Raw genomic sequence first — 12,653 nt, forward strand, 5'->3', positions numbered from 1 at the left:
CTCCCCTGCCCCGGCCGACCTCAAGCGCCAGGCAATACCCCCTCCGACTGCAGCAGCTCCACCAGCTCCCGATGGGCATTGATACGCACCCCTTCCCCTTCATTTTCCCCATCCGGTTTGTAGCCGACAAAACGGATTCCCGCCGCCGCTGCCGCCTGGCGGTCGAGTTCGGAGTCACCGACAAAGAGAAGCTCCTCCGTTGCCAGCCCGAGACGCCGGGCGGCGAGGTGCAGCATATCGGGCGCCGGTTTTGGCCGCGGCACATCCCGGCTGGTGATCACCACCTGGAAGAACTGGCCCAGGGAAAAATGGGAAAGGATCTCGCTCATGCTGTTGCCGCGGTTGGTCGCCACAGCGAGAGGCAAAAAGGTGGAAAGCGTAGCAAGAGCCTCGACCAGGCCCGGTTCGGGGGACATGTGGGGAATGAATTGCCGGTAGTCGAGTCCCTGCGCCACTACCATTGCCGATGTGACCCGGTCCGCTCCGAGCAGGGCGCTGAAGACCTCGGGACTGGCGGCGGTATGGCAGATCCGGGCGAGTTCCCGGTCCGCGGCCGAGACCGGCGCTGCGTCAAAACTTTTCAGCACGCTGTTGTAATAAGCGAGGTTGGCAGCGCGACTTTCGAAAAGAACCCCGTCGCAGTCGTAGATAATCCCCCGTACCGGTTTCATCCGGCGCCTCCCCGTTGTTTCCCGAGCCAGAGAAGTCCGACCAGGCCGCCAATTATCATTGGCAGTGAGAGAAGTTGCCCCATGGTCGCCCCCCCCCACAAGAACCCGAGCTGGGCGTCAGGCTGCCGAAAAAACTCGACCAGGAAACGGAAGGCCCCGTAGCCAAGGAAAAAGCTGGCCATGGGAATTCCGGGGCGAACCTGGCGACGGTGCAGATACCAGAGAATAAGCCAGAGCAGGGGGCCTTCCAGGACCGCCTCGTAGAGCTGGCTGGGGTGACGCGGCAGGGGGCCGGCGCCGGGAAAGACCATCGTCCAGGGGAGATCGCTCACCCGCCCCCAGAGTTCACCATTGATGAAATTGCCGATCCGTCCGAGACCGAGCCCGATCGGGGTCGCGGCGGCAACGATATCGCCCACCAGCAACGGTGGCAATTTCCGGCGCATACAGAAAATGGCGAGAGCGGTCACCACGCCGATCATCCCGCCGTGGAAACTCATCCCTCCTTCCCAGATGCGGAAGATCTGCAGGGGGTGGCGAAAATAGAACTCGGCGTTATAGAAGAGGGTATAGCCAAGACGCCCGCCGAGAATGACCCCGCAGACCCCCCAGAAGAGCAGGTCCGACAGCTGGTCGTCCCCCAGCTGCAGGTTGCGGCGCCGGGCCAGGTAGCGGATATTGAAGTAACTGCCGACAAAACCGAGCAGATACATCATGCCGTACCAGCGTACGGCGAGGGGGCCGAGGCGGAAGATAATCGGGTCGATCTGTGGATAAGGGATCATGGTCAATCTTTCCTCGTCAGAGCGTCAGGAGAGTGCCAGGTTTTCGATCGCTTCGCCGCTGCGAAGGTGCTCGAGAACGGCCGCCATATCCGCCGGCAGCGGCGCCTCAAGAGCCAGCAGCTTTCCGGTTAGCGGATGCGGCAGGGTGAGACGGAACGCGTGGAGCATCTGGCGCCGGGGCTCCCCGCTCGCCTTACCGTAAAGGCGGTCGCCGAGGAGGGGATGGCCGGCTTCGGCGAAGTGAACCCGGATCTGGTGGGTGCGCCCGGTAAGGATTTCGACCTCGACCAGGGTCGCGCTGGGAAAACGTTCCAGGACCCGGAACCGGGTTACGGCTTCTTTGCCCCCCCGGGGGACGGAACTGACCCGGTTGCCGTGGCGGCTGCGGGCAAGATAGCTGCAGAATTCCCCGCTGTCGGCGGCGACAACGCCCTGAACCAGGGCCAGGTAGATTTTTTCAACCCGGTGCGCGGTGAAGCAGGCGGTCAGTTCCTTGTGGGCACGGGGATGAATGGAGAAGATCATGACGCCGGAGGTCTCACGGTCGAGACGTTGCACCATGCCGAGGGAGGGACGGTCAAGGGGACGAAAAGGGTTGTGCAGAAAATCGAGGAGCGCCGCGTACAGGGTCCCGCGGTAACGGGCCGGCGTCGGCTGGGTTTCGATTCCGGCGGGCTTGGCCACTGCAAGGAGCCATTGATCCCGGAACAGGAGATGACGCTCTCCGAGGATGAAGGGCTCCAGGGGAGCCTCATCCCGGAATAGTTCGATTTTTTGACCGGCCTGCAAAAGCTGCCCGCACTTGCGCACCCGCCGCCCTTCGAGGTGTACCCCCCCCAGTTCCACCAGTTTGCGCGCCAGGGTGCGGGAGAGCTCCCCGTGCCGCAGGGCGAGAAGTTGGTCGAGGCGCAGCCCGGAGTCTTCGGCCGCTACGGTATGCCGCCAGATTTCAGCGCCCACCGCGCCCCCGGTTTAGGTCAATGCCAGAGTGGCGGGAGGAACTGCAGCCAACCCATTTTTTCGACAAAATGCGAGATAAGCATTTTCTCATTTTTTGCATTGACAGCCCATTTTCACCTGTTAGCATGAAACTACAAACGGCTCTTTGAATTCTCTGGGATGCATGACATGCGGCTCAGGCTGTAACCAACACACAGTTTGCGCGCCCCTGGTCAAAGTCGTGGTGAGCCAGCCTGCCACCGAGCAGGACGCCTGAAGCGATTTTCAAGGATAGCGCTAATTTCCCCAAGGTTCCACTCTGAAGCAGCGGCCGGCATCCCGGAGAGACAGACAGGCAATTGGCAGACGCAATTGGAATCACGATGCCGGCTGAGAAGACCTTTGCGGCACCGAACCATCCTCCCGCGTTGCCAGTTGCCTTACCAAAACCAAGGGCCCCGTTGAAACAACGGGGCCCTTGGTCGTTCCAACCGGCAACAGGTCGACCTGGAAACACTCAGGCTTCGCCGACGTTGACCCGGGCGCGCAACTCCTTCCCGGTCTTGAAAAAGGGCGTCTTTTTGGAAGGGATCCTCACCACCTCGCCGCTCTTCGGGTTCCGCGCTTCACGGGCATCCCGTTCGCGTATGGTAAAAGAACCGAAGCCGCGAATTTCGACGCGATCCCCCCCTACCAGCGCGTTGCCGATGCTGTCGAAAATGGTATTGACGACCATCTCCGCTTCTTTCCGGTTCAAGGCCGCAGCATTGACGGAAAGTTGTTCGATCAATTCACTTTTGGTCATTACCTGACACCTCCTAATTCGAGTGGGTCCAGAGATATTGCAAACCGGGCGACATCGCCCCGGTGAGTCCTTTTGCAAAGCGGGTGGTCGTCTCCTCCACCAGGTAATCGAGAAACGCCGGTTTCTTTTGCGGGGGATAGAGCAGGCGCGGTTCGCCCTCCAGGCCGGCGAGTTGACCAGCGACAGCAACGGCATCCTGAAAGTTTCCCAGTTCGTCCACCAACCCCTGGGCAAGAGCCTGGCGGCCACTGAAAATCCTGCCGTCGGCGAGGGCCTTCACCTGGTCGAGGGGGAGCTTGCGGGAATGGGCGATCTGGTTGACAAACTGATCGTAGACATCGTCAATCATCCCCTGCAGAATCGCCCGGTCGGCCGGCGTCATGGTGCGCGTCGGGGAACCGATATCCTTGTGCGCCCCGCTCTTGACCACTTCACTGCGCAACCCGACTTTTCCCAACAGTTCTTCGATGTTGGCAAACTCCATGATGACGCCGATACTGCCGGTAATGGTCCCGGGATTGGCGAGGATCCGCGTCGCCGGCGCCGCAATATAGTAACCACCCGAAGCGGCCACCGACCCCATCGATACCACGACCGGTTTGACGGCGGCCAGTTTGCCGACCTCTTCGCATATTTCCTGGGAAGGACCGACGCCACCGCCGGGCGAATCGACCCGCAGAACGACCGCCTTCACCGACTCGTTATTGCGGAAATCGACAATCTGCCGGGTCAGTTCCCGGGAATCGGCAATTACCCCGAGCACCTCGATAACCCCGACCTTATCGCCAAGGGCGAGACCGGACGCTGGCCCACGCAGCCCGGAGACCGCGACAATCAGGAACAGAAAAAAAAGAAAGATGGCACCAAGAGTCAACAGGGCCATCAAAAATGGACGCTTTTTCATGAGAGAACCCCGAAGTCTGAGAGCCCCCGCAGCGTTGCTACGGGGGCTCTCGACACGGTCAGTTATTACTCTTCGCCCTTCTCGCTGTTACTCTTGCCAATGGCACCCTGGAGAAGGTCACCGAGGTTCGAGGTGGCGTTGCGCTGGGCGCCAAGGAAGGCGTCGACTTCCGCCTTTTCCTTCTGGTCGGCGAGATGCTTGATCGAAAGCGCGATCTTGCGCTCAACGGTATCGACATGCAGGACGACCGCTTCCAGCTCGTCACCGATATTGGCAAACGACTTGGGAGTGTCGATCTTCTCCTTGCTGATTTCGGAGACGTGGATCAAACCTTCAATCCCCTCCTCAACCTCCAGGAAGATCCCGAAGTCGGTGACCGAGGTCACCTTGCCGCGAATAATCGTCCCGGGCGCATAACGCTTGGGGATTTCCGACCACGGATCGGGAGTCAGCTGCTTGACGCCAAGGGAGAAGCGCTCGTTTTCACGGTCGATATTGAGAACAACGGCCTTGACCAGGTCCCCCTTCTTGTAAAGCTCGGAGGGATGCTTGATGCGCTTGGTCCAGGAGAGGTCGGAGATATGCACCAACCCGTCGATCCCCTCGTCGACACCAACAAAGATGCCGAAATCGGTGATGTTCTTCACCTGTCCCTCGATGATCGTCCCCATCGGGAATTTCTCGCCGATGACGTCCCAGGGATTCGGTTCGACCTGCTTAAGGCCCAGGGAGATGCGGCGGTTGGCAATATCGAGGGCCAGGACGACCGACTCGACTTCGTCACCGACATTGAGGATCTTGTTGGGATGCTTGATCCGCTTGGTCCAGCTCATTTCCGAAACGTGGATCAGCCCTTCGATCCCTTCCTCGAGTTCGACGAAAGCACCGTAATCGGTCAGGCTGACGACCTTGCCGGTCACCTTGTTGCCCACCGGGTATTTGGTGTCAACATCGAGCCAGGGGTCAGGCGTGATCTGCTTGAGCCCGAGGGAGACGCGTTCCTTCTCCCGATCGAATTTGAGGACCTTGATGTTAACCTTGTCGCCGACGGCGAGGATATCCGAAGGGTGATTGACCCGCCCCCAGGACATGTCGGTGATATGCAGCAGGCCGTCAATGCCGCCAAGATCGATAAAGGCGCCGTAATCGGTAAGATTCTTGACCACGCCTTCGACAACCTGACCCTCTTCGAGGGTGCGCAGGGTTACGCTGCGCTGGCTCTCACGCTGCTCCTCAAGCAGAACCCGGCGGGAAAGGACGATATTGCCGCGTCGCTTGTTGAGCTTGATGATTTTGAACTGGAAGGTCTCGCCGATCAGCTTGTCGAGATTGCGAACCGGGCGCAGATCGACCTGGGAACCAGGCAGAAACGCGCTGACGCCGATATCGACCGAGAGGCCCCCCTTGATGCGGGAGATGATCCGGCCATCGACGACCGCATCCTCTTCGAGAGCGTTCCAAACCTTCTGCCGGTCTGCCTTCTCCTTGGAGAGACTGATCAGCCCGTTTTCATTTTCGGTGCGCTCGATCAGAACATCGAATTCGTCACCGACCTCGACCTTCATCTGGCCGTTTTCATCGACGAATTCGCTGAGCGGAATCACGCCCTCGGATTTGCCACCGACATCGACAACGACGGTATCCGATGTGACCTGAACGGCTGTGCCGGTAACGACGTTGCCCGGCTTGAGCTCCTTGAGGCTGTTCTCGAACATGTCCTCGAAGCTCTGTTCCATTTCTTCGCCGAACTCTTTGTCGTCGTCCATCAGTTCGGCCTCGTCATGCTGGTTGAAAGTACTGTTATTGTCCGCCATTAAACCTGTTACCCCCTAACGATTTTGCTGTCGTTTCCGACAGCTGGCCGTGCGGCCATGAAAAGGGACCTTAACACAAGGTCCCTGAAAAAACAAATTATTATTTCGGACCGGCACCGGGTCCTGCGCGCCGGCAATCAAGCCCGTCCGGCGGCGATGGTTTCGACCCGGGAGACCACCTCGTCAATGATCCAGCGCGGGGTCGAAGCCCCGGCGGTGATGCCGACCGTCCCGACCCCGGAAAACCAGGCGGCGTCGATTTCTTCGGCAGTTTCCACATGATAGGTGCGCGGTTGCAGCTCCTGGCAGAGCTGGGCCAGGCGGTTGGTATTGGCACTGTTGAAGCCACCGATGACGAGCATCAGGTCGGCTTTTTCCGCAATCTGTCGGGCCTCGTTCTGGCGTACCGCGGTCGCATCGCAGATCGTGTTGAAAATCCGCAGCTCCTTGCTGCGCTGCAGGCAGACCGCGACCACCTCCTGGAAATTTTCGAGGGACTGGGTGGTCTGGGCGACAATTCCGATCCGGGCGACGCGCGGCAGGGTCTCGGCCTCAAAACGATCGGCCACGACCCGCACCTCGCCATGACGGGCGTAGGAAACAATACCCTGGACTTCGGGATGATCCTTTTCTCCGACCAGGACGACCAGGTACCCTTCCCTGCTGAGCAGCGCCGCATAATCCTGGGCCTTCTTGACGAAGGGACAGGTGGCATCGACGACGACCAGTTCCCGCTCGACGATACTCTCCAGTTCCTCGGCGGTCACCCCGTGGGAGCGGATAATGACGGCGGTATCCTCCAGTTCCTCGACCCGCCCGACCACCCTGACCCCCTTCTCCTCCAGCTTGCGCACCATTTGCGGAGAATGGATGATCGGGCCGAGGGAGCAGATGCGTTCCACCTGGTCGGCGGCATCAAAGGCCATCTGCGTCGCACGCTTGACACCGAAGCAGAAACCGGCGCTCTTGGCGAGGATGATCTTCATAACCAGGCTTCCCTTCCACCGGAAGTGCGGGTCCGCCTCAGGACCTGGCGCACGCTGTCCGTTCCTCAATGATCTGCAGCATCTCCGCCAGCACCGCGTCGATCCCCTTGCCGGTGGAATCGATGACGACGGCATCGGCAGCCTGCAGCAGCGGCGCATGTTCGCGATCGCTGTCGGCCTCGTCCCGGGCCCGGACCTCGGCAATAGTCTGTGCCAGGTCGACTTCCACCCCCCGGGCGCGCAGCTCGTCGAAACGGCGGCGGCCGCGCTCTTCGGCGCTGGCCATCAGGAAGAACTTGGCGTCGGCGCGGGGGAAGACCACGGTCCCGATATCCCGCCCTTCGAGAACGACGCCGCCGGCTCTGCCGAGGGTCTGCTGCAGTCCGACCAGCGCCTGGCGAACCGCGGGGGAAGCGGCCACCCGGGAGGTCAGCAGGCTGATCTCCGGAGTGCGGATGGCCAGGGAGACATCCTCCCCATCGAGGAGGACCCGCTCCCCCGCGGCGGATCGGCAAAAATCGATGCGCAGTTCGCCACAGAGCTGACCGAGGCGGGCATGATCTTCCGGGTCAATGCCGCGCCGTGCCGCCGCCAAAGCAACACAACGATACATGGCGCCGGTATCGATATTGACCAGCCCCAGTTCGCGCGCCAGGAGCTTGCTCAAGGTGCTCTTCCCGGCCCCGGACGGGCCGTCAATGGCAATGATTGGCTGCTTGTCTGTCATTGGCTTCCAGCTGTCCCCTCGAAAATAATCAGTTACCCGCCGTCGCCAGCAGCTCCCAGAAGGTCGGGAAGGAGGTGGCGGTACAGCCGGTATCCTCGATCGTCACCCCTCCCTTTGCCACCAGTCCGGCAACCGCCATGCTCATGGCGATGCGATGGTCCCCCTGGGAAGAGACGCGGGCTCCGGTCAGCAGGCTGCCGCCGGTAATCTCCATCCCGTCCTCCCGCGCAACGATCTGCGCGCCGAGCTTGCCAAGCTCGGTGGTCATGGCCGCGATGCGGTCGGTCTCCTTGACCCGCAGTTCGCGGGCGTCGCGGATCGTCGTGACACCGCGGGCGCAGGCGGCTGCCACACTGACGACCGGGAATTCGTCGATGGCCCGCGGCACCACCTCGCCGCCGATCTCGATCCCCATCAGGTCGCTGCTGCGCACCAGCAGGTCGGCCACCGGCTCGCCGGAGAGTTCCCGCGGGTCGAGCAGCTCGATGGAGCCTCCCATTGCCTGCAGGATGTCGATGATCCCGCTGCGGGTCGGATTGACACCGACATTGCGGATCAGCAGCTCCGAACCCGGAGTGATCAGGGCCGCGACCAGGAAAAAGGCCGCGGAAGAGATATCCCCGGGGACCAGGACTTCGCGTCCCTCCAGGGGTTGCCCGGGAAGAAGGGTGACCCCGCCGGGGAAGGGACGCACGTCGACGCCAAAGTAGCGCAGCATTCGTTCGCTGTGATCCCGGCTCAGGTGGGGTTCGCGCACCGTCGTCTCGCTTTCGGCGTAGAGGCCGGCGAGGAGCAGCGCTGACTTGACCTGGGCACTGGCAATCGGTGAATCGTAGCTGGTCCCCCGCAGGGAGCCGCCCTGGATCGCCAGCGGCGCCAGGTCGCCGCCGCCGCGCCCCCAGATCCGGGCTCCCATGCTGGCCAGGGGATTGAGCACCCGCTTCATCGGCCGCTTGCGCAGGTAGCGATCGCCGGTGAGAACCGAAAAGAAGTTCTGGCCGGCGAGAAGGCCGGTCATCAGGCGAATCGTGGTCCCGGAATTGCCGCAATCGAGGACATCGGCCGGCTCCTTGAGGCCGTGCAGGCCGAGACCGGCAATGCGGAGTTCGCCCGCCTCCCCTTCCGTCACCTCGACACCCATGGCACGAAAGGCGTTGAGGGTCGAATGATTATCCTCGCCATGGAGAAAGCCCCTGACGACGGTCGTTCCCCGGGCGAGGGAGCCGAGCATGATCGAGCGATGGGAAATCGACTTGTCGCCGGGAACGGTGATTTCACCGCGCAGGCCGGTGACCGATTTGACAGTGCGGGTTTCCATGCAAACCTCAAAGAATGAGTCAGTTCTGAGTTCTGAGTTCTGGGTTAGGGCTTCTACCCAAAACTCAAAACCGATTTTACAGTATGGCGTCGCGGCTCTGCTTGGAACGGAGGAAAAACTCGTAGAGGCGCTCGGCGTCACTGCGGCGGATATCCTCCTTGAGTTCGGCGAGGTGGGTCTCGAACTGTTCTATCATCTCCAGCAGCGCTTCACGGTTGGTCACCGCGATATCGCGCCACATGGTCGGATCGGAGGAAGCGATACGGGTAAAGTCCCGAAAACCACCGGCCGAATATTCGAGGATATTCTCCTGGTAACGGTCGTAGGCGCCGACCGCGTTGACCAGGGCATAGGCGACCATGTGTGGCAGATGACTGATCGCCGCCAGCACCCGGTCGTGCTTCTCCACCCCCATCACCACCACTTCGCTGCCGGCAACCTCCCAGACCCGGCGCACCAGGTCGAGGGCGTCCGGGTCGGTGGCCGCCGTCGGCGTGAGAATGCAGCGCCGCCCCTGGTAGAGAGTCGGGAAGGCGGCTTCGGCGCCGCTCTTTTCGGTGCCGGCGATCGGATGGCCGGGGACAAAGTGGATCCCGGCCGGAACCAGGGGCGCGATCGCTTCGATCACCGCCCCCTTGACGCTGCCGCCATCGGTGAGAATCGCACCCGGCTTCATCGCCGGCAGCACCCGGGCCGCCACCGCAGCCAGACTCAGCACCGGGGTCGCGAGGAAGACCAGGTCGGCGTCGGCAACGCCCGCCACCGTATCACTTTCGATCCGATCGATTACGCCGAGCCGCAGGGCTGTCTCGAGATTCGCCAGGCCGCGACCGATACCGACCACTTCACCGACCGCACCGGCCTGCTTCAGAGCCAGGGCGAGGGAACCGCCGATCAGACCGACCCCGATAACCGCGAGCCGGGGGATGAACAACTTATCCTGAGACGAACCAGCCATGGATGCTTCCTGTAGAAATGGATGGAGATCTTGAAGATGCCGCGACAGGATTTCCGCCCTTATCGCGCCTTCGGGTAGGAGCCAAGCACCCGGAACAGGGTGCAGTACCCCTTGAGTTCTTCGAGGGCATCATGCACCGACGGCTCCTCGGCATGCCCCTCCAGGTCGAGAAAGAAGATATATTCCCAGGCCTTCTTCTTGAAGGGACGACTCTCGATTTTCGACAGGTTGAGCTGGCGCTTGCTGAAGGGTTCGAGCATCCGGTAGAGGATCCCCGGTTCGTCGCGGACGCTGAACATGATCGAGGTCTTGTCGCGCCCGGACGGGGCCGGCGTCTGCATGCCGATCACCAGAAAGCGGGTGAAATTGTTGGGATTGTCCTCGATCTTCTTTTTCACCACCTGGAGATCATAGAGGTTGGCGGCCATTTCGCTGGCAATCGCCGCGGCGCTGTCGTCCTCGGCCACCATCTGCGCCGCCAGGGCGGTGCTGGCGACATCGACCAGCGGGATGTCGGGAAGGTTCTCCTGCAACCACTTGCGGCACTGGGCCAGCGCCTGGGGGTGCGAAACGACCTTGCGCACCCGGCTGAGATCACCGGAGCGCGACAATAGATCATGGGAGATTTCCAGGAGAATCTCGGCATGGATCTTCAGCTCGGACTCCATGAACATGTCGAGGGTGTGCGAGACGACCCCCTCGTTCGAATTCTCCACCGGCACCACGCCATAGTCGGCGCGCCCGCGCAGCACCTCGTCAAAGACGGTGGCGATCCCCTTTTGCGGCACCAGCTGCGCCGAGAGTCCGAACTGCTGCATGGCGGCGACATGGGTATAGGTGGCCAGCGGCCCGAGAAAGGCGACCTTCATCGGCTGTTCGAGGGAGAGGGAAGCAGAGATCACCTCCCGGAAGACGCGGCGGATGGCATCGGTCGGAAAGGGACCGGGGTTATGCTCGGCGAGGCGCCGGTAGATCGCCTGCTCCCGGCTGGGAACATAAAACTGCTGGCTGCTTCCGGCCTTCGCCTTGCCGACCTCGAGCACCACCCGGGCCCGCTCGTTGAGCAGGTCGAGTATTTTGTCGTCGATGCTGTCGATCTTCTTTCGCAACCCGTCCAGCTTTCCTGCCGCCATTGCTCACCTCGTCACAGTCATAAGGGATGGGAAATGTAGCCCATCCGCCACGAAATTGCAATTCCCGTCGGCGCCGGCCGCCCGGCCGCAGTTTCCCTTGACCACCTCGCCGGGCGCGGCTAAACTGCTCGCCACTGACCCGAATCTGCCGCCGGAGGCCTGTATGTCCATCTCATTGAAGGTTCGCGCCTGTATCGAACGCTCGTCCTGGATCCGGAAGATGTTCGAGGAGGGGGCGCAGCTGCGCGCCATCCATGGCGACGAAAATGTCTTTGACTTTACCCTCGGCAACCCTTCGGTGGAGCCGCCGGAGGCACTGCGCCTTGAGCTGGCGCGCCTCGCCGCCGCGCCCCTCCCCGGCATGCATCGCTACATGAACAACGCCGGCTACGAGGAGACCCGGGCCGCAGTTGCCGCGGTCGTCTCCGAGAAGTCCCCGCAACCGCTCGGCGCCGAGCATGTGATCATGACCTGCGGCGCCGGCGGCGCCCTTAACGTCGCGCTGAAGACGGTTCTCAACCCCGGCGAGGAGGTGATTATTCTCACCCCCTACTTCGTCGAATACAAGTTTTACGTCGACAATCACGGCGGCGTTACCCGGGAGGTCTGGACCGACCGGGAGACCTTCCAGCTTGACATTCCGGCGATTGAAAAGGCGATTACCCCGAACACCCGGGCGCTGCTGCTCAATTCGCCCAACAACCCGACCGGCGTCGTCTATCCGGCGGCCAGTCTTAAGGCGCTGGGGGAAATGCTGGCGCGCAAGGAGCAGGAGCTGGAGCGGACCATCTTCGTCATCTCCGACGAACCCTACGCCCGCCTCAGCTACGATGTCGAGGTTCCGGGAATTTTCCGTTACGTGCGCAACGCGGTGATTGCGACCTCCCACTCCAAGGACCTCGCCCTCCCGGGTGAGCGGATCGGGTACCTGGCGGTCAACCCGGCGCTGGAAGACGTCAAGCTCTTTCTGGAGGGGGCGATCTTCTGCAACCGGGTGCTCGGCTTCGTCAATGCGCCGGCGCTGATGCAGCGACTGGTCGCCGGCTTGCAGCGGATAAGCGTCGACGTCGAGGAGTACCGCGCCAAGCGGGACCTCCTCTACGACAACCTGACCGCCCTGGGCTTTTCGATGGTCAAACCGCAAGGCGGGTTTTATCTCTTCCCCAAATCCCCCCTCGCCGACGACCTCGCTTTCGTCCGGCTCGCCCAGAAGCACAACATCCTGCTCGTCCCCGGCACCGGCTTCGGCGCCCCGGGCTTCTTCCGCATCGCCTATTGCATCGATACGGCAATCATTCAGCGCAGCCTGCCGGCCTGGGAGAAAGTGGCGAAAGAGGCGGGGCTTTAGGGGGAATTTTGAATTTTGAATCAAAAGTTGGGTTCAATTCCCCGCAGCTTGCTGCGCGATTTTTACTAAGGGTGTAGGCTGTTGATACCCCGTAGCTTGCTGCGGGGTAGTTCATTTTTGAATTTTGAATTTTGAATTTTGAATTTTGAATTTTGAATTTTGAATTTTGAATTTTGAATTTTGAATTTTGAATTTTGAGTTCTGAGCTCTGAGTTCTGAGGGCAGCGAGACGACGAATCACGAATCACGAATCACGAATCACGAA

The 12,653-nt window shown here is 61.3% G+C and carries 12 protein-coding genes and 1 other RNA gene; 2 read left to right on the forward strand and 11 right to left on the reverse strand.

Features of this window, described 5'->3' with window-relative positions:
* Window positions 1-20 precede the first annotated feature (20 nt).
* Genes DBW_RS10510 through DBW_RS10520 form a run of 3 tightly spaced genes read right to left on the reverse strand, consistent with a single transcriptional unit; the run spans window position 21 to window position 2,416 of the window.
* The gene (locus DBW_RS10510) at window positions 21-671 is read right to left on the reverse strand and encodes an HAD family hydrolase (RefSeq protein ID WP_066727489.1); all 651 of its coding nucleotides are present in this window, start codon (window positions 669-671) and stop codon (window positions 21-23) included.
* On the reverse strand, window positions 668-1,453 hold the full coding sequence (lgt, locus tag DBW_RS10515) for a prolipoprotein diacylglyceryl transferase (protein WP_197463783.1): 786 nt from the start codon (window positions 1,451-1,453) through the stop codon (window positions 668-670). The genes DBW_RS10510 and lgt overlap by 4 nt, the downstream gene beginning before the upstream one ends.
* Window positions 1,454-1,480: 27 nt before the next feature.
* On the reverse strand, window positions 1,481-2,416 hold the full coding sequence (locus DBW_RS10520; RefSeq protein WP_231875320.1) for an RluA family pseudouridine synthase: 936 nt from the start codon (window positions 2,414-2,416) through the stop codon (window positions 1,481-1,483).
* Between the two features lie 148 nt (window positions 2,417-2,564).
* On the opposite strand from DBW_RS10520, the gene ssrS reads away from it, so the two are divergent.
* Window positions 2,565-2,745, forward strand: a non-coding RNA gene (ssrS, locus tag DBW_RS10525) — 6S RNA.
* A gap of 167 nt (window positions 2,746-2,912) precedes the next feature.
* Here the strand turns inward: ssrS and DBW_RS10530 are convergent.
* From DBW_RS10530 to pheA, 8 genes are all read right to left on the reverse strand, one after another.
* A complete protein-coding gene (locus DBW_RS10530; protein ID WP_066727491.1) occupies window positions 2,913-3,200 on the reverse strand; it encodes an integration host factor subunit beta in 288 nt (95 codons plus the stop codon).
* Window positions 3,201-3,213: 13 nt separating this feature from the next.
* Window positions 3,214-4,104: a signal peptide peptidase SppA gene (sppA, locus tag DBW_RS10535; protein ID WP_066727492.1), complete on the reverse strand. Its 891-nt coding sequence runs from the start codon at window positions 4,102-4,104 to the stop codon at window positions 3,214-3,216.
* Window positions 4,105-4,169: 65 nt separating this feature from the next.
* On the reverse strand, window positions 4,170-5,918 hold the full coding sequence (locus tag DBW_RS10540; protein WP_066727493.1) for a 30S ribosomal protein S1: 1,749 nt from the start codon (window positions 5,916-5,918) through the stop codon (window positions 4,170-4,172).
* A 137-nt stretch (window positions 5,919-6,055) separates the two neighbouring features.
* Complete coding sequence (gene ispH, locus DBW_RS10545) at window positions 6,056-6,904, reverse strand: 4-hydroxy-3-methylbut-2-enyl diphosphate reductase (RefSeq protein ID WP_066727494.1); 849 nt, start codon at window positions 6,902-6,904, stop codon at window positions 6,056-6,058.
* A gap of 37 nt (window positions 6,905-6,941) precedes the next feature.
* Window positions 6,942-7,631, reverse strand: a complete 690-nt coding sequence (gene cmk, locus DBW_RS10550; RefSeq protein ID WP_066727495.1) for a (d)CMP kinase — start codon at window positions 7,629-7,631, stop codon at window positions 6,942-6,944.
* 28 nt (window positions 7,632-7,659) lie between these two features.
* Complete coding sequence (aroA, locus tag DBW_RS10555) at window positions 7,660-8,949, reverse strand: 3-phosphoshikimate 1-carboxyvinyltransferase (protein WP_066727496.1); 1,290 nt, start codon at window positions 8,947-8,949, stop codon at window positions 7,660-7,662.
* A gap of 76 nt (window positions 8,950-9,025) precedes the next feature.
* On the reverse strand, window positions 9,026-9,907 hold the full coding sequence (locus DBW_RS10560) for a prephenate dehydrogenase (RefSeq protein ID WP_066727497.1): 882 nt from the start codon (window positions 9,905-9,907) through the stop codon (window positions 9,026-9,028).
* A 59-nt stretch (window positions 9,908-9,966) separates the two neighbouring features.
* Window positions 9,967-11,040 (reverse strand): prephenate dehydratase, encoded by a 1,074-nt coding sequence (pheA, locus tag DBW_RS10565; protein WP_066727498.1) that lies wholly within the window; start codon window positions 11,038-11,040, stop codon window positions 9,967-9,969.
* A gap of 163 nt (window positions 11,041-11,203) precedes the next feature.
* Here pheA and DBW_RS10570 point away from each other — a divergent pair, with 163 nt between their 5' ends.
* On the forward strand, window positions 11,204-12,388 hold the full coding sequence (locus tag DBW_RS10570) for a pyridoxal phosphate-dependent aminotransferase (protein ID WP_066727499.1): 1,185 nt from the start codon (window positions 11,204-11,206) through the stop codon (window positions 12,386-12,388).
* Window positions 12,389-12,653 lie beyond the last annotated feature (265 nt).

Source organism: Desulfuromonas sp. DDH964, assembly GCF_001611275.1.
Lineage (GTDB): Bacteria > Desulfobacterota > Desulfuromonadia > Desulfuromonadales > DDH964 > DDH964.